This window comes from Affinirhizobium straminoryzae (assembly GCF_007004135.1).
Lineage (GTDB): Bacteria > Pseudomonadota > Alphaproteobacteria > Rhizobiales > Rhizobiaceae > Neorhizobium > Neorhizobium straminoryzae.
In genome coordinates this window covers 55,471-72,297 of sequence record NZ_VJMG01000016.1, presented here as the reverse complement: position 1 = coordinate 72,297, position 16,827 = coordinate 55,471, and the positions used below count along the sequence as shown (strand labels likewise).

The window sequence follows — 16,827 nt, the reverse complement described above, 5'->3', positions numbered from 1 at the left end:
AAGCGCGTGCGCCCGACGTGAGATGGCAAGATGGACGATGACCGGGCCAGAGCCTCGCCCGGTTTCCGCCACTTAAAAAACATGATTTATTATGTCAAGATTAAACATGATAAATTTAATCATGTTTGGCGAGGAGCATCATTCGACATCACACTTGTGACCAAGTCGACACATTGTCATGATTTTGTATAAAACCCCGAAGATTCAGGGGCAGAACCTGTGCAGCAGCACTGGACGGGATACTGCGCATGCGCAAAGGTCACGCCACACAAGGTGCAATTGAATGAGACGCGAATACGGAATCCAGCTCGATGTTAGCGCTATCATCTGCATTTCATGCCGATGACGGATCTTGAGGGCACCAGCCATGCGTCTCACGAAACGTTACCGGGAACCGCCATTCTTTAAGTGCAGACTTTCGAAAATTATGTTGGTTCCTGACACAGTTTGATATACTTCTTGCAGCAGCGGTATTTGTCACACTTTTACCTCCCGAAATTATGATCACGCTCGAACGCCATTCGCTCCTCAGCCAGTCGATCTCAACCGCGGATAGTCGCGAAGCGCTTGCGCGTGCGATGGCACGATTGCCGGCACAATTCGGCTTCAAATACTTCACGCTGATGAACTCGCCGGCTGCGACCGATACGCTGATCGCGCCCCTGGCCGTCGAGACAACCTTTCCCGCCAATTTCGTCACGGAATTCGACGAACTGAAGCTTCTCAAGGAATGCCCGCTGGCACCGATGATGAAGAACATGGTGCTGCCGCTTTGCTGGAGCTGCCATGAAAGCGTCAAGGAAGGGCGAATCCTGAACTTCTCGCCGCGTCTCCTGGCCTTCCTCGGCCGCCACGAGATCTCGACAGGCGTCGCCATGCCGCTCTATTCGGCGGACGGCTCCGTGTTCATGATGCGGCTCGACGGCGATCGACCGATGCTGACGCTGCCCGAACTGAACGAGGTGGGCATGCTGTTCCTGCACGCCTTCACCATGTTCGACCGGCTGCGCCGACAGGAGCCGGTGCAGCAGAAGCTGCTGACCGTGCGCGAACTGGAAGTTGTACGCTGGACGTCCCAGGGAAAGACATCCTCCGAAATTGCCAGCATCCTGTCGCTCTCAGACCACACAGTTAATGCTTATCTCAATAAGGCAATCAAGAAACTCGATTGCGTGAATCGAACCCAGCTGGTAGCGAAAGCCATACGCTTGCGATTGATCAGCTAACGGATTGGGTTCGGGCGTTTTTTAACGCCGGGGAGTGTGAAGCTTTGCTTCAGACACAGAATACACGCGACGACATTGCATTCGGAGAACAGACATTCGGCATGCTGCTGCCGGATTTCGTGCGGCTGTTCTCCACGTTCAACGCTCTCGGTTTCTGGCGGATCGACATCGACAGCGGGCATTCCTTCTGTGATGAGCGAACCGCCGAGATCTACGGTTTCGACTATCGGGACGGCCCGATCGGCCTCATGGAATTCAGCGCCCGCATCCACCCGGAGGATCTCGGCGTGGTGATGGAAAGCCACGAACTGGCAGCCGTCGATCACTGCAGCTTCCAGAAGATCCACCGGGTTCTCCAGCACGGGAACACCTACAAGTTCATCTGTTGTCTTGGCACCTGGCGTGCGAAATCGGACACCGGCGGCGAAATCGTCGGCGTCGTCTTCGACATGCCGAAGCAGGCCACCGATCTGCAGCATTTTCCATGACCAGGCCAACCGACGCCTGCATGCTCTGAAAAAACGCCCCGACGGCGAGGCCGCTGGGCTCCATCAGCATCAGCGGTCCAGCACGGCGCGAATCTCGACAAGATTGGATCGAACCCGCAGGATGTAAAAGCCCATCGTCGCCAGATGCGTCGGCATGATCCAGCCGTCTTCGCGGCCATTGGAGATGATTGCCGGCTGGATGCGCAGCGCTGCGCGGAACTGGGCAAGGGTATCGTTGACGAGCGAGGTCAGATTGCGCTCGCGGACCACCTGGCTGAAATCCGCCTGGGCGGCGGAGAGCACGGCATAGTAGCCGTAAAGCTGACCATAGGCGAACCAGAAGCGGTCATCGGCCCGCGTGTCGAACCAGCCGCCATTATAGTTCTCCGAGCGTTCACGCAGGATCGCCGCCGTCGAGCCGAGGTCACTGGCAATGCGATCGACGAACTGCACCAGATTGTCGGCACGACCGTCGAAGGTGGCCGCGCAGGCGGCAAGATCGGTGTTGAACTTGTGCAGGCTCTTGATGGCAGCGCGATAATAGGCCGGTGTCGGCGTCTTGAATCCGAACGGATCGAGGCCGAAATACCACGAGAATTCATCGAATTGCAGATTGCCACGCGCATCCTGCAGATCGCCGTTGATGCCGGACGTGCCCCGCACGCGGCCAAGCGTATCGACCAGTTCCGCGGAAGTCCGCCGGACCGCCTGGTTGACGCCCCGCTGGAAGCTTGCCTTGTTGTCGAGGAACAGGGTGTGATCCCAGTCAATGCCGAAGAAGCCAAGGCGGTAAAGCAGCATGGAGGAAATCCATGCGTTCTGGTTGACGTTCTGGTCGGTGAGATCGGCCGCCACCTCCACGATCGCCGAGGGCTGACACTGCCGCGGGACAACCGCAGCCGCCGTGGTTGCCGGGCTCGCACCGGCGGCAGTGCCGGTCGCCTGTGGCACAGAACCCGCCGCAGGAACGGGCCGCTCCTGCCCGGCAGCCTGACGCTCGGCAAGCTTGTAACGGTCGACGAAATTGGGATCAAAACCGGTCCAGACCTGCGTCTGCCAGATGAAATAGCCATAGAAGGCGCCAAGCACCACCAGCACCGCGAGGATCGGCAGCTTCACCATCAGATGCCGCTGGCGATACCAGCCATGCGCGGCCATGAAGGGCCAGGCAATCGCAACGAAAGCGAGACGCACGGCCCGCCCTGCCGCCGCAAGCACCCGGCTGAAAAACTCCGAAACCATCAAGCACCCTCCTGTTGCGAGGCATGAGGTAGGAAGGCGCCTGCCGCTTGTCGAGATGTCGCCTGCCGCGAAGCCGCATAGCGCTGATGGAAAAGATCGCGCAGATGCGCCCGCCTTGTGCGGATGCCGCGCACGGAGATGAGGCCGAGTTCACGTCGCTGCGCCTGTCGGGAAAGCCATGGCAGCTGCGGCTGAAGGACACTCAGCAGCACGGGATCGACGCCGCCGACCAGAAGAACCAGCGCTTCCGCTTCAACGCAGAGCAGATTGGCCAGCACATGCACGCTTTTCGACATGTCGATCAGCAGATCGGCGAAATCAAAGCCCAGGCTGCGCCAGCGCGATTGCACAGAAGCGGCCACATCCTCAGCGGCTTGCTGAACAGAACCCGACCCGGACGGCTCCCGGCGCGGCCCCGCATCCAGCCAGTCCTCGCAGGCTGACAGAAGGCGGGCAAGAACGGCACGCTGCTCTTCAAGGCTGGCGGTCAATGTCTCCGTGCGGCGCAGAAGGATTGCGGCCTGTCCCCCGAACAGCGGATCAGGGACGTTCTGTCGGTGGCCGCGCGAGCGCGCCCCAAACAGCCGAAACAGTCGGAAGGCCGATCGGCGGCTTGCGTCGGCGGGCTGCAGATAGGGTGTGCCGAGGTGATGGATGTCGGCGGCAAGCTCGGCAATGCGATGGGCAAGGGCACTGTCGGCGGCGCGGAAACGCACGCCAAGATCAGCCAGATCCTGTTCCGCAGCATCCGGCGCATCGATCGCCACCTCGACAAGGTCTGCCGCCTGGGCAGAGGCTTCGGTCGGGTCCGCACGGTGGCCTGCCGCGATGCGTGATCTCTGAGACTGCAGATGCGCCAGCAGGCTTTCCAGCTGCCGACCGACCTCGGCCATCGCCACGCCCGGATCCGCCGTCTGCTGCCTTTCGCCGCCTGTTGCCATGCCCGCGCCCTTCCATTCCAGACTTCCGTCGCCTGCACGCCGCGCCGCGTTGCCGGCAGGCTGGCACTGTAGCATGCCAGGGCCGAAGACCAGACCTCAATTGACGAGACAGTCCGTTTTCCACGACCCGATCAAGACATCTGCCGAATGGCCGGCGAGGCACCGGCCCGCTGCGCGCGCCTGTGCCCGTTCCGGCATGCTGGCAGGATCAGAGGCCGAGCTGGGCAATCGCCGCATCCAGGCGATCGCGCGTCTTCTTCGGCATCTTGGCGGCTTTCACCGCATCGAGATTGGCCGGCTTGCCCTCGCCCACCACGACAAGTGCCACCATGCCCATGCCCCAGTGCGGCGAGCACTTCACGACATAGGCGCCTTCCTTGGCCACGGTGACGACCAGTTCCTGGTTCATCTTGCCCTTGAACTCCTCGACGCCTTCCGGCAGCAGTTCCTTGACGGCCGCGGCATCATGGCCCTTGTCGACGGGCACGAAGTGGATGGTATCGCCGACAGCGGCACGGATGGCCGCCGGCTCGAACACCATGGCCTCGCCATCGGCACCCTTGTTCAGCATCTTCACCTCGATATCGGCGGCAAAGGCGGCCGGTGCGGCAAGGGCCGGCCCGAGCGCGAGGAAGCTGGCGGCAAGAACGGATTTCAGTGTCATGTCAGAGGCTCCTTCCAGATGGCCGTGGATACGGCCGCATGCATGGTTCGATCGCTGCTTTACGCAAGGAATCGCTGCCCCGTCTTGACCGAGGTCAAACCGCATTCTGGACACATTGTCGCAAACACCCCCTGCATTTCGGCGCGAATAGGCGTGCTTGCTTGCCTGTCGGAGATATTGATAATGACCGGGGAACAAAGAAGGAGCAACCTCATGCCGGGAACGACCTCGTTGAAATTCGCACTCGCGGCCAGCCTCGCCGCGCTTGTCACGACACAGGCGCTGGCCGCCGAACCTGCAAGCTGTACCAAGGTCCGTTTCTCGGATGTGGGCTGGACGGACATTACCGCAACCACCGCAACCGCCGCCGTGCTGCTGGACGCCCTGGGCTACAAGCCGAGCATCCAGGTTCTGTCGGTGCCGGTCACCTACCAGTCGCTGAAGAACAAGGACATCGACGTCTATCTCGGCAACTGGATGCCGACGCAGGAAGCCGATGTGCGGCCCTTCCTGACCGACAAGTCGGTTGAATCCTTCGGCCCCAACCTTGTCGGCGCCAAGTACACGCTGGCCACCAATGCCAAGGGCGCCGAACTCGGCATCAAGGATTTCAAGGATATCGCTGCCCACAAGGCCGAACTCGACGGCAAGATCTACGGCATCGAGCCCGGCAATGACGGCAACCGCCTGATCCTCGACATGGTCTCCAAGGACACCTTCGGCCTCAAGGGCTTCGAGGTGGTGGAATCCTCCGAACAGGGCATGCTGGCCCAAGTTGCCCGTGCCGACCGTTCCGGCAAGCCGGTCGTCTTCCTCGGCTGGGAACCCCATCCGATGAACACCAACTTCAAGCTGACCTATCTGACCGGCGGCGACGACGTCTTCGGGCCGAACTTCGGCGGCGCGGAAGTCTTCACCAACATTCGCGCCGGTTTCACCACCGAATGCCCGAACGTCGGCAAGTTCATCACCAACCTCAAGTTCACGCTGCCCATGGAAAACGTGATCATGGGCAAGATCCTGAACGATGGCGAGGAGCCGCAGAAGGCCGCGAGCGCCTGGCTGAAGGCCAACCCCGCCGCCATTACGCCCTGGCTTGCCGGCGTGACGACCGTCGACGGCAAGGACGGCCTTGCCGCCGTCAAGGCGAAGCTTGGCCTCTGAGGCTTCTGCTGCCGCCCGCAAGCCGGCCGGGGCACCCCTGCCCCGGTTTCTTCGCGAAAGCCCACGGCATACGAACCGGCGGGCGGCGTTTCCGATTGTGTCCATCAGCCGCGGCGGGCCTGACCCCGGCCAGGCCGATGTCGCCGAGAGACCGGCGCGCGCCCGCGATTTCGCGCGCCCTTCGCTCCTGCCGAAACCTGACCAGAACGGGAAGAAGTCCTTGGAACTCCTCACCGAACAACGCATTCCCATCGGCATCTGGGCCAAGACCTTCGTCGATTGGCTGACGCTGAATGGCGCCGCCTTCTTCGACTGGCTCTCCGCCGTCCTCTCCGCCGTCATCAACGCGCTGCTCTTCGTGCTGCAATGGCCCCATCCGCTGGCGGTGGTCGCAGCCTTTACCGTACTCTCTTGGCTTCTGCGCCGCTCGATCGGCATTTCCCTCTTCACCTGTCTCGGGCTGCTGCTGATCATCAACCAGGGCTACTGGAAGGAAACCACGGAGACGCTGGCGCTGGTGATCGCCTCGACCGCCGTCAGCATGGCCGTGGGCATTCCCGTCGGCATTGCGGCGGCGCGCCGACCCTGGCTCTACGAGGGGCTGCGGCCGGTGCTGGACCTGATGCAGACCATCCCGACCTTCGTCTACCTGATCCCGGCGCTGATCCTATTCGGCCTCGGCATGGTGCCCGGCCTGATCGCCACCGTGATCTTCGCCATTCCGGCTCCGATCCGGCTGACACGGCTCGGCATCATCTCGACACCGGATTCGTTGACGGAAGCGGCAATTGCCTTCGGCGCGACACCATCGCAGGTGTTGCGCAAGGTGGAACTGCCGTTTGCCATGCCGCAGATCATGGCGGGTCTCACGCAGACGATCATGCTGTCGCTGTCGATGGTGGTCATCGCGGCACTGGTTGGCGCCAGCGGCCTCGGCGTGCCGGTGGTGCGCGCGCTCAACACCGTCAACATCGCGCGCGGCTTCGAGGCAGGTCTCTGCATCGTGATCCTCGCGATCATCCTCGACCGCATGTTCCGCACCGATGAAGGAGAAGGCGCATGACGGACGCGATCATTTTCGGCAATGTCGACATCGTCTTCGGTGACCGGCCGGAGCGTGCGCTCCCCTTCATGGACCAGGGACGTTCACGCGAGGAGATCAGCAAGGAGACCGGGCTGGTGCTCGGCGTTTCCAAGGCCTCGCTCTCCATTCAGGAAGGCGAGATCCTGGTGCTGATGGGCCTGTCCGGCTCCGGCAAATCCACCCTGCTGCGTGCCGTCAACGGGCTTGCTCCGGTTGTCCGCGGGTCGGTGACCGTCATGACCAAGACCGGCGCGGTCGATCCCTACAAGTGCTCGCCGAAGATGCTGCGCGATCTGCGCATGCACACGGTGTCCATGGTGTTCCAGCAGTTCGGCCTCCTGCCCTGGCGCAGCGTGGCGGAAAATGTCGGCTTCGGCCTCGAGCTCGCAGGCGTCAGCGAAAAGGACCGCAAGGACCGGGTGGCCGAACAGCTCGCGCTGGTGAACCTCTCCAACTGGGCGGACCGCAAGGTGGGCGAACTCTCGGGCGGCATGCAGCAGCGTGTCGGCCTTGCCCGCGCCTTCGCCACCGGCGCGCCGATCCTTCTGATGGACGAGCCCTTCTCTGCGCTCGATCCTCTGATCCGCACGCGTCTGCAGGACGAACTTCTGGAGTTCCAGAGCCGGCTGAAGAAGACAATCCTCTTCGTCAGCCACGATCTGGACGAGGCCTTCCGCATCGGCAACCGCATCGCCATCATGGAAGGCGGCCGCATCGTCCAGTGCGGTACGCCGCAGCAGATCGTCCAGGCGCCGGCAGACCAGTATGTCGCCGAGTTCGTGCAGAACCTGAACCCGATCAACATGCTGACGGCCGGCGACATCATGCGTCCGGGCGCCTCGACCCTGCCGACGCCGGTCACGGCCACGGCGCGTGCCGACACGCCGCTGACCGACATTCTCGACGCCATGGCCCGCCAGCCGGGCCAGATCGGCATTGTTGACAACGGCCTCATCATCGGCACCATTGGCGCTGACGATGTGATTGCCGGCCTGACCCGGCACAGGCGAAGGGACGCTCACAGCCCATGACGACAGAGCCGAGCTCCCTTCTCAGGGAAACGGACGAGGAGGCGCTGATCGACGCCCGAAAGCTCATCCGCTCGGCACGTCACGTCCCTCTCAGCGTGCTGGAGCCGGAGACCGGGTTTCCGGCCGTCAGCCGCGTTCTGCTCGGCTTCGATTTCGACTGCACGCCGGTGATCCTTGTCTCGGGTCTGGCAGGACATGCCCGTGCGCTTGCCGCGGATGCTCGCTGCTCCTTCCTCGCCGGAGAACCCGGCAAGGGAGACCCGCTTGCCCATGCGCGCATCACGGTGTTCTGTGAGGCGCAAGCCGTGACGCGGGAAGGCGAGCTGCACCAGCGACTGCGTCGACGCTTTCTGAACCGCCACCCCAAGGCCGCCCTCTACGTGGATTTTCCCGACTTCCGTTTCCTCCGGCTTGTGCCAATTCGGGCCGCCATGAATGGCGGTTTTGGCAAAGCCTATACGATGAACGGCAAAGATCTTGTGCTTGACGGAACAGAGGACGCCGCCAGCTGGCAGAGGGCGGAAGAATCGATTATGATCAAGTATCGGAATGCGTCTCGCCTTGCGAAAGCCGCGGGCGCACCCGATGATTCGAATTGCCGTATCAGCGGCGTGGATCCGGCAGGTTTTGACATCGTCTGCGACAATCGCGGGTTTCGGTGGGAGTTTCGCTCGCCAGCCACGACGCCGCAGGCGGCTGAAGATTATGTGCGTACAATATCGGTCGCTACATAACCTCTACGTAAAATTTAGGGATATACAATCCTTTCCGAAACTTGCTAGATTTATGATAGATTGTTACCGACCGTGCGGTCGGTCAGCAATTGCTAGGGGATGACCGAGGGATTTAGAGATGACCCAACTCACTGAGCATTCAGCTGCAGCCGCCAATCTGCTGTCTGCCATGGCCAATCCAAAGCGGCTGATGATTCTGTGTTGCCTGGTCAAGGGCGAAGTGGCCGTTGGTGCGCTGGCAACGAAGGTTGGGCTGAGCCAGTCGGCTCTCTCTCAGCACCTTTCCAAACTGCGTGCGCAGAAGCTTGTTAACACGCGCCGCGATGCGCAGACCATCTACTACTCCAGCTCCGCCGAGGCCGTGATGAAGGTTCTCGAAACGCTGGAGACGCTGTATTGCGAGCCTGAGCAGGCCAAGTCTGCAGCGTGATGACAGCGCTGACATGGCGTTGAGATAATTCAAGACTGCACATGCCCTGGGAGTTGGGCAGCCTCAGGCATGTGAGGGATCGATGATTGATAGGCGCCGCCCGTCTCGGGCTGCGCCTTTTTGATGGCTGCGACATGGCGCAGCAAAGCCATGCAAGGGCGCTGAACAGCGCTTGACGGCTCGCGCGCGCTTGCTAACCTGCCTCGCATGTCTCGCCCCGGGGAACGGGCGACGACCGGGATATGGCCCCCGTTATGGAAAAGAAGGCCATGGAGATCATGATGTCGAACCGCCTGAATACCGCCCCGAACGACTTGCGGGCGTTCTGGATGCCTTTCACCGCCAATCGCCAGTTCAAGAAAGAACCGCGCCTGTTCGTGTCTGCCAAGGACATGCACTATACGACGCATGACGGCCGCCAGGTTCTGGATGCGACGGCGGGCCTGTGGTGCGTGAATGCCGGCCATTGCCGCCCGAAGATCACCGAGGCGATCCGCGAACAGGCCGGCGAACTGGATTATGCACCCGCCTTCCAGCTGGGCCATCCCAAGGCGTTCGAACTTGCGAATCGTCTGGTCGACATCGCGCCCGAGGGTCTGGAGCACGTGCTCTACACCAATTCCGGCTCCGAATCGGTCGATACCGCCCTGAAGGTCGCGATCGCCTATCATCGCGCCAAGGGCAATGGCGCAAAGTTTCGCCTGATCGGCCGCGAGCGCGGCTATCACGGCGTCAATTTCGGCGGCATTTCCGTTGGTGGCATCGTCGCCAACCGCAAGATGTTCGGCACGCTGCTGACCGGCGTCGACCACATGCCGCACACGCATCTTCCCGGCAAGAACGCGTTCACCCGCGGCGAGCCCGAAGTGGGCGGCGATCTGGCGACCGAACTGGAGCGCATCGTCACGCTGCATGACGCCTCCACCGTGGCCGCCGTCATCGTCGAACCGGTCGCCGGATCCACCGGCGTGCTCATCCCGCCGAAGGGGTATTTGCAGAAGCTGCGCGAGATCTGCACCAAGCATGGCATCCTGCTGATCTTCGATGAAGTCATCACCGGTTACGGCCGCCTCGGCACCCCCTTCGCCTCGCAGTATTTCGACGTCAAGCCGGACATCATGGTCACCGCCAAGGGCCTGACCAATGGCGTGATCCCGATGGGCGCCGTCTTCGTGACCGCCGAAATCCACGACGCCTTCATGAACGGCCCGGAACATCTGATCGAGTTCTTCCACGGCTACACCTATTCCGGCAACCCGATCGCTTCTGCCGCAGCCCTTGCCACGCTCGACACCTACAAGGAAGAGGGCCTGTTCGAGCGCGCCGCCGCCATCTCCTCCTACTGGGAAGACGGCCTGCATTCGCTGAAGGATTGCAAGAATGTCATCGACATCCGCAATCTCGGCCTGATCGGCGCGATCGAACTCGATCCGATCGCCGGCGAACCGACCAAGCGCGCCTTCTCCGCCTTCCTGAAGGCCTATGAGAACGGCCTGTTGATCCGTACCACCGGCGACATCATCGCCATGTCGCCGCCGCTGATCGTCGAAAAGCACCATATCGATGAGATTTTCGGCAAGCTGCGCGAGATTTTGAACGCGAATATCTGACGATCGACGGGGGCGGCGGCGTCATGCGGCCGCCCCACATCGTGCATCTGCGGGAGAGGAGCCCGCTTGCCGTGAAAGCCCTGCTCACCGTTCTGGCCCTGAGCCTTGCCTGTGCGACGCCAGCCGCAGCGGGCGACACCGCAGTGATCGACTGGGGCAAGGCCGGCAAGGGTGAACTGCCAAAGGCCGAGATGCCCAAGAGATCGGCAGAACCGATCACCCCACCCCCAAAACTTCCGGACAGCGGCTTTGACTGCGGCACCGCCACCCGCATGTCCTGGGATCGGGTCGGCGAAGGCACGCGACGCCTCGGGCCGGAAGAGGTGCGCCGCTGCAGCCGCGACGGCTTTTCCTTCGAGATCACGGCGCCGCCGAACTGAAGCCGGCTAAAAAATGCGCTCACGATCCTCCGGCGACGCAACGAAGCAGTTCTCACGCCGTCCAAACAAACGGTAGCGATTGCGCGCTACAAGCCGATAGACCCGGTCGCGCAAGCCGCGCGGCACAAGGTGCAGACAGCAAAGCAGGCTCCAGGGAAAGCCGAGCCCTGCGGCAATGGCCAGGATCGCGCGACTGTCGCGCAAGACATCATCTCCCTGAACGAGCAGGATCGTCTGCGGATTATCGGGATCAATGCCATGCGGGCGGCAGAGCGCCGCGCCCGCCGGGCTTTGCATCGCCGCCAGCCGGAAGCGTTTGCCGTAATCATGGCGCAGCACGAAGCGGGCGCTGGCCGAGCACAGCACGCAGTCTCCGTCGAAGACGATGACCGGCGTGGCGATGGTATTGCGGGCAGGCGTGTCGGGCATAACCCTGACATGGGGATGTAACCGCTTCGCTGCAATGGCGGCCCTTGCAAGAGCACGCCGGAACGAGGCGAGGCCGCCCTCGCCGTGCTGCGATGCGAAAACCAAATACCGCCCTGCCCCTTCCCGCCCCCGACCGGTGCCGGTAATCTCTTTCCATTGAATCAGACCGAGGCAGACGATGAGCGATCTTGAGAGCCGCATAGACCAGGGAACGGGCCGCGAACCCGCCGACATCGTGTTGAAGGGCGGGCGCTTCTTCGATCTCGTGACCGGCGAGCTTGTCGCCTCCGACATCGCCATCTGCGGCGACACCATTGTCGGTACCGGCGAGGCCTATGAGGGCAAGCAGGTGATCGACATTTCCGGCCGCATCGTCGTGCCGGGTTTCATCGACACCCATCTGCACATCGAAAGCTCGCTGGTCACCCCGCACGAATTCGATCGCTGCGTGCTTCCCTACGGCGTGACGACCGTGATCTGCGATCCGCACGAGATCGCCAATGTCATCGGCACCGAGGGTATCCAGTTCTTTCTGGATTCGGCGCTGGAAACCATCATGGATATCCGCGTCCAGCTTTCCTCCTGCGTACCGGCCACGCATCTGGAAACGGCAGGCGCCGATCTGCCCATCGAGCGTCTCCTGCCCTTCCGCCACCACCCGAAGGTGATCGGGCTTGCCGAGTTCATGAATTTTCCGGGCGTCATCCACAAGGACCCCGTCTGCATGGCGAAACTCGAGGCCTTCCAGGGTGGCCATATTGACGGGCATGCACCGCTTCTCTCCGGCCTCGGCCTCAACGGCTATCTCTCCGCCGGCATCCGCACCGAGCACGAGGCGACGAATGCAGCGGAGGCCTTGGAGAAGATCCGCAAGGGCATGCACATTCTTGTGCGCGAGGGCTCCGTCTCCAAGGACCTGCATGCACTGATGCCGATCATCACCGAGCGCCTGTCGCCGCATCTGGCGCTTTGCACGGATGACCGCAATCCTCTCGACATTGCCGAGGAAGGCCATCTGGATTTCATGATCCGCACGGCGATTGCCCATTGTGTCGAACCGCTCGCCATCTATCGCGCCGCCTCCATCTCGGCGGCCCGCGCCTTCGGCTTGCGCGACCGTGGCCTCGTGGCACCCGGCTGGCGGGCTGATCTCGTCGTCATCGACAGCCTGGAAAACTGCAAGGCCGAGATGGTGTTTGCCGCCGGTCGGAAGGTTACGGCAGAACTGTTTGCGACCCGCCGCCCGGTCGCCCCGGTCGGCCTCGACAGCGTCCGGTCGCGCCTGGTCAAGGCCGCGGATTTCGCGGTGCCGGTCAAGGCGGAGGACCAGCCGGTCATCGGCGTGCTGCCGGGAAAAATCATCACCGAGCACCGGCGCTACCGCCTGCCCTCCTCTGGCAACCAGACGACCGTCGATCTCGCAAACGACATCATCAAGGTCGCCGTCATCGAACGGCACGGCAAGAACGGCAACCATGCCAACGGCTTCGTGCAGGGCTTCGGCCTGAAGAAGGGCGCGATCGCCTCCACCGTCGGCCATGACAGCCACAATATCTGCGTGGTCGGCGTCAGCGAAGACGACATGGCGGCCGCGGTCAACCGGCTTTCCGAGATCCAGGGCGGTTTCGTGGTTGTGGAAGACGGACGGGTGACCGGCGAGATTGCCCTGCCGGTGGCCGGCCTGATGAGCCTCGAGCCCTATGAGCGCGTGCGCGACACGCTGGTGGAACTGCGCAAGGCCGCCTATGCCCTGGGCACGACGCTGGCAGAACCCTTCCTGCAGGTCGCCTTTCTGCCGCTTCCTGTCATTCCGCACCTGAAGATTTCCGACCGCGGCATGGTCGATGTCGACCAGTTCCGGCTCATCGACTGACGGCAGCGCTATTCAACGTGACTGGCCGGCTCGTCGTCGGCCTTCAGCACATGGGCAACGGCACGCGCGGCATTGCTGGCGGAGGTGCGGATCGCATCGGAGATCGCCGCGACACGCTCCTTCTCGCGGTTGAATTCCTCCAGCGCCTTGCCGCGCAGCACGGTGCCGGCCGACATGTGCGCCTTGGTCGGATCGGCATAATGATCGCCGACACGCAGCTCGTAATAGAGATGCGGTCCGGTGGAGAGGCCGGTGGAGCCGACATAGGCGATCACCTGCCCCTGAGATACACGCTGGCCGACCTTCAGATCCTTCGGCGTGCCATCGATATGCGCATAGGTGGTTTCGTAACCGCCATCGTGGCGAATGCGGATGAACTTGCCGTAGCCGCCTTCCCAGGAGATCTTTTCGACCACGCCATCACCGGCGGCGACGATGGGCGAGCCCTTCGGCGCAGCGAAATCCACGCCATTGTGGAACTTGCGCACCTTCAGGATCGGGTGGACGCGCCAGCCGAATCCGTCGCCCAGCCTGCCGGCCGCCACCGGCTTTTCCATCAGTGTCTTGGAAACGGAATGGCCACCATTGTCGTAGAACTCGGCATGGCCATCCTCGGATGTGCTGTAGCGATAGAAGCGGCGTTCGGTCTCGCCGTCATTGACGGTGACGGAAACCAGTTCGTCGGCATTGTCTTCCGTCTTGCGATAGACCACGTCGAGCTGCGGCAGGTCATCGGACGAGGACCATTCGAGGCCGTTCGTCTTCATCAGCTGCACCACCTGCAGACAGACGCGCGGCGGCACCTTCGACTGCTTGAGATGGGCGATCAGCTTCGGATAATCTCCCGCAGCACGGTTGAGATCGCGGCTTTCCTGCGGGGTAAGTCGGCCGCGGGCGCCGGAGGCTCCCTCGGCGGCAATCGCCTCGGCCAGCATGCGATCATAGAGATGGCGGTCGGTGACCGTCTGGAAGGTGCCGTTGTCGAGTCTCGCGAGAAAGCGTTCCCCCTTGCGGTGCGACACATGGCGGGCAAACACGATCTGCGGCGCGTTCGGACGCTCGGGCCGCTCCTCCAGCAGGATATCCAGTTCCTCGCCGGGCTTTACACTGTCGGCGCCCAATTCGCGGGCGAGGTTGACGAAATCCGACTCGGAGACATCCACCGCGCCTTCGATGTTGCGCAGCAGCTCCTCGCGGGCGGGCAGCGAGACGACGCGACGAATGTGACCCGAGGGTCGCGCCGGCGCAACGCTGACATTGATCGGCTCGCCGCGCACCGGCAGAGGCCGGGCGCTCTTGGCCACGTGCGGCGCCGGTGCATCCGGGCTGCCGCCGGGCCTCAGCACCAGATTGAAGGGATCGCTGGAGGGCGCTTCATCCTCCTGATAGGCCGCGAGCGTGGATGATCCAGCCGGCTTGCTTTCCTGTTCGTCGGAGGAAAGATCGAGCGACACATCGAAATAAGCGGATTTTGCCATGGAACCATCGCTCATGCGCTCGATGAGATCGAGCTTCGGAGCTGCGGCAGCCACGGTCGGCATCCAGACGCGCGCCTGCTTCGGCGTGCTTTGCGGCTTGCGGCGAGCTGTTCTCAGAACCACGGACTGCTTCGGCACGGGGGCCTTGGCAATCGAGAAGGCCATGCATTCCCCGAGAAGGGCGCTCGCCCCCACCGCCAGCAACACCAACGCACAGCTGACGCGCCAATGGCTGACGAAGGAGAACCGGATGACAGTCTGCGCGGGATGGATGAAACCGAATCCGTCCCTGTTGCGCTTCGTCAGCGCGCGCGATGTCATAGCCGTCATGCGTACCTGCCCTCGTGAAGCCCGTGCACGACGTTATGGGACTCCGTGGCAAAAATGTGTCACGCGGGGCAAAAGCGACGGGAAGTGATCACTAACGCACCGGAAAGACTTGCCGGACATCAGGCGCGCAGCAGCACCATCCCGGCATGGTAGAGCACATCGTTGCGGAACTCGCCATCGGCGGTAAAGCCGGTATCGTCCTTGTAGTCGATGTGATTGCCCTTCACTTCATAGCGCCCCTGATAGGCGCGTTCGCGGTTGCCGCGGGCCTCGACATAGCGGCCATTGGGCAGGAGTTCGTGGCGAATGTAGCCGTCCCGGGTCACCCAGAGGCCGGAATAGGGATGGGAAGCCATGGCGGGCATCCTTTCGAATCGATCTGAAACGGGAAAAGGTCACGCGAGGGCGGACGAGACCGCCCTCTGGAAACGGCGTCAGCCGTTCATATATCTACGGCGCAGATCCGCCTCACGCCGGCGGGAAAGGGATCTGCGATAGCGTTGGCGGATCGTGTCCATCACGTCCACGAACCACATTGCGGGGCTTTCGAGCAGCCGCTGGAAATTTTGCATCTCCGTCTCCTTTCGTTGAAATCTCTGTCGCCGATGGCAGTGCGTTGCGTTTGCCGGGCCAATATGGCGGCCGCAAACCACGGAGCGGTAGACCAGGAGTCCGGGATGATTGCACAAAATTCCGGAAGTTCGGACAAGGCGCTGGAAGCCTCGATGGAACGCTGGTAGACAAACGGACAGAAACATCGGAAATAGCGGCATTTTTAGCCGATGGAGAGAATGACCATCATGCAGGACCTTTCCAACCTCGCAGAGATGATTGCACGACACACCGATGGTGACGGCGTATTGGCAACCGCCATTCCGCGCCTCTCACTGGTGCGCATGTCGAAACAGACGGAACCGATGCAGGGCCTGCAGCAGCCGGCGCTCTGCATCATTGCGCAAGGGCGCAAGCAGGTGCTGCTGGCAGACGAAATGTTCGAATATGGCCCGGCGCGCCACCTGATCGCCTCCGCCGACCTGCCGATCACCGGACAGGTGGTGGGGGCAAGCCCGGACGAGCCCTATCTCAGCCTGAAGCTCGATCTCGATCTTTCGGTGCTGGGGGCCATGATGCTGGAAATCCGGCCGCAACCGATCTCGCTGGTGCCGACCAAGAGCTGCGGCAAGGCGCTGTGCCTCAGCAACACCGATCCGAAGCTGCTGGAGGCCGCGTTGCGGCTTGTCCGGCTGCTGGACCACCCGGACGACATTCCCTTCCTGGCGCCGCTGGCCGAACGCGAAGTTCTGTATCGCCTGCTGCGCGGCGATCAGGGCGAAAAGCTGCGCCGCATGCTGATGCCGGACAGCCGACTGGCTCAGGTGAACCGTGCCATTGCCTGGATCCGCCAGAATTACGACAAGCCGTTCAGCATCGACCGGGTGGCAGAGGAGGCGCGCATGAGCACCTCCTCGCTGCACGAGCATTTTCGCGAAGTGACGGCGATGAGCCCGCTGCAATACCAGAAACAGCTGCGGCTGCAGGAGGCGCGGCGCCTCATCCTCTCCGAAGCGCTCGATGCGGCAAGCGCTGCTCACCGGGTGGGCTATGACAGCCCCTCGCAGTTCAGCCGGGAATACCGGCGGCTGTTCGGCGCGCCGCCGATCCAGGATGTGTCACGCCTGAAAACCGGGCCGGCGGCCTATGCGCCGGCCTCGGCCTGAGCGAT

Annotated in this window: 18 protein-coding genes; 11 read left to right on the top strand and 7 right to left on the bottom strand. The window is 62.5% G+C overall.

What is annotated here, in order from left to right; translation table 11 throughout:
* Positions 1 to 500: 500 nt before the first annotated feature.
* Both FNA46_RS07395 and FNA46_RS07390 read left to right on the top strand, forming a co-directional pair.
* Complete coding sequence (locus tag FNA46_RS07395) at positions 501 to 1,226, top strand: helix-turn-helix transcriptional regulator (protein WP_143124478.1); 726 nt, start codon at positions 501 to 503, stop codon at positions 1,224 to 1,226.
* Between the two features lie 44 nt (positions 1,227 to 1,270).
* The gene (locus FNA46_RS07390; RefSeq protein ID WP_143124477.1) at positions 1,271 to 1,714 is read left to right on the top strand and encodes a PAS domain-containing protein; all 444 of its coding nucleotides are present in this window, start codon (positions 1,271 to 1,273) and stop codon (positions 1,712 to 1,714) included.
* Between the two features lie 69 nt (positions 1,715 to 1,783).
* Here the strand turns inward: FNA46_RS07390 and FNA46_RS07385 are convergent, their stop codons facing one another.
* The 3 genes from FNA46_RS07385 to FNA46_RS07375 form a co-directional block, all read right to left on the bottom strand.
* The gene (locus tag FNA46_RS07385; RefSeq protein WP_143124476.1) at positions 1,784 to 2,956 is read right to left on the bottom strand and encodes a DUF2333 family protein; all 1,173 of its coding nucleotides are present in this window, start codon (positions 2,954 to 2,956) and stop codon (positions 1,784 to 1,786) included.
* On the bottom strand, positions 2,956 to 3,897 hold the full coding sequence (locus FNA46_RS07380; protein ID WP_143124475.1) for a hypothetical protein: 942 nt from the start codon (positions 3,895 to 3,897) through the stop codon (positions 2,956 to 2,958). The genes FNA46_RS07385 and FNA46_RS07380 overlap by 1 nt, the downstream gene beginning before the upstream one ends.
* 208 nt (positions 3,898 to 4,105) lie before the next feature.
* Entirely contained in the window at positions 4,106 to 4,561 is a 456-nt protein-coding gene (locus FNA46_RS07375) for a pseudoazurin (protein ID WP_143124474.1), read from the bottom strand.
* Between the two features lie 213 nt (positions 4,562 to 4,774).
* Here FNA46_RS07375 and FNA46_RS07370 point away from each other — a divergent pair, with 213 nt between their 5' ends.
* The 7 genes from FNA46_RS07370 to FNA46_RS07340 all read left to right on the top strand — a co-directional run bounded on the left by FNA46_RS07370 (position 4,775) and on the right by FNA46_RS07340 (position 10,994).
* Positions 4,775 to 5,725, top strand: coding sequence for a choline ABC transporter substrate-binding protein (locus FNA46_RS07370; protein ID WP_143124473.1), 951 nt, complete (start codon positions 4,775 to 4,777; stop codon positions 5,723 to 5,725).
* Positions 5,726 to 5,945: 220 nt separating this feature from the next.
* Entirely contained in the window at positions 5,946 to 6,788 is an 843-nt protein-coding gene (gene choW / locus FNA46_RS07365; RefSeq protein WP_143124472.1) for a choline ABC transporter permease subunit, read from the top strand.
* Positions 6,785 to 7,840, top strand: coding sequence for a choline ABC transporter ATP-binding protein (gene choV, locus FNA46_RS07360; protein ID WP_143124471.1), 1,056 nt, complete (start codon positions 6,785 to 6,787; stop codon positions 7,838 to 7,840). Before choW ends, choV begins: the two co-directional genes overlap by 4 nt.
* The gene (locus FNA46_RS07355; RefSeq protein ID WP_143124470.1) at positions 7,837 to 8,574 is read left to right on the top strand and encodes a HugZ family pyridoxamine 5'-phosphate oxidase; all 738 of its coding nucleotides are present in this window, start codon (positions 7,837 to 7,839) and stop codon (positions 8,572 to 8,574) included. Before choV ends, FNA46_RS07355 begins: the two co-directional genes overlap by 4 nt.
* 118 nt (positions 8,575 to 8,692) lie before the next feature.
* Positions 8,693 to 9,004 (top strand): ArsR/SmtB family transcription factor, encoded by a 312-nt coding sequence (locus tag FNA46_RS07350; RefSeq protein ID WP_143124469.1) that lies wholly within the window; start codon positions 8,693 to 8,695, stop codon positions 9,002 to 9,004.
* Between the two features lie 281 nt (positions 9,005 to 9,285).
* Positions 9,286 to 10,614, top strand: a complete 1,329-nt coding sequence (gene aptA, locus FNA46_RS07345; RefSeq protein WP_143124579.1) for an omega-aminotransferase AptA — start codon at positions 9,286 to 9,288, stop codon at positions 10,612 to 10,614.
* Between the two features lie 23 nt (positions 10,615 to 10,637).
* Entirely contained in the window at positions 10,638 to 10,994 is a 357-nt protein-coding gene (locus FNA46_RS07340; RefSeq protein WP_143124468.1) for a hypothetical protein, read from the top strand.
* 6 nt (positions 10,995 to 11,000) lie between these two features.
* Here the strand turns inward: FNA46_RS07340 and FNA46_RS07335 are convergent, their stop codons facing one another.
* On the bottom strand, positions 11,001 to 11,624 hold the full coding sequence (locus FNA46_RS07335) for a thiol-disulfide oxidoreductase DCC family protein (RefSeq protein WP_342782385.1): 624 nt from the start codon (positions 11,622 to 11,624) through the stop codon (positions 11,001 to 11,003).
* Between FNA46_RS07335 and ade the strand changes: the two genes are divergently transcribed.
* On the top strand, positions 11,602 to 13,296 hold the full coding sequence (gene ade / locus FNA46_RS07330; protein ID WP_143124467.1) for an adenine deaminase: 1,695 nt from the start codon (positions 11,602 to 11,604) through the stop codon (positions 13,294 to 13,296). The genes FNA46_RS07335 and ade overlap by 23 nt on opposite strands.
* A gap of 8 nt (positions 13,297 to 13,304) precedes the next feature.
* Here the strand turns inward: ade and FNA46_RS07325 are convergent, their stop codons facing one another.
* From FNA46_RS07325 to FNA46_RS25950, 3 genes are all read right to left on the bottom strand, one after another.
* A complete protein-coding gene (locus tag FNA46_RS07325) occupies positions 13,305 to 15,104 on the bottom strand; it encodes a M23 family metallopeptidase (RefSeq protein ID WP_143124466.1) in 1,800 nt (599 codons plus the stop codon).
* A 119-nt stretch (positions 15,105 to 15,223) separates the two neighbouring features.
* Positions 15,224 to 15,469 (bottom strand): Atu4866 domain-containing protein, encoded by a 246-nt coding sequence (locus FNA46_RS07320; protein WP_143124465.1) that lies wholly within the window; start codon positions 15,467 to 15,469, stop codon positions 15,224 to 15,226.
* A 69-nt stretch (positions 15,470 to 15,538) separates the two neighbouring features.
* The gene (locus FNA46_RS25950) at positions 15,539 to 15,676 is read right to left on the bottom strand and encodes a hypothetical protein (RefSeq protein ID WP_185969757.1); all 138 of its coding nucleotides are present in this window, start codon (positions 15,674 to 15,676) and stop codon (positions 15,539 to 15,541) included.
* 219 nt (positions 15,677 to 15,895) lie between these two features.
* On the opposite strand from FNA46_RS25950, the gene FNA46_RS07315 reads away from it, so the two are divergent.
* On the top strand, positions 15,896 to 16,822 hold the full coding sequence (locus FNA46_RS07315) for an AraC family transcriptional regulator (protein ID WP_342782384.1): 927 nt from the start codon (positions 15,896 to 15,898) through the stop codon (positions 16,820 to 16,822).
* Positions 16,823 to 16,827 lie beyond the last annotated feature (5 nt).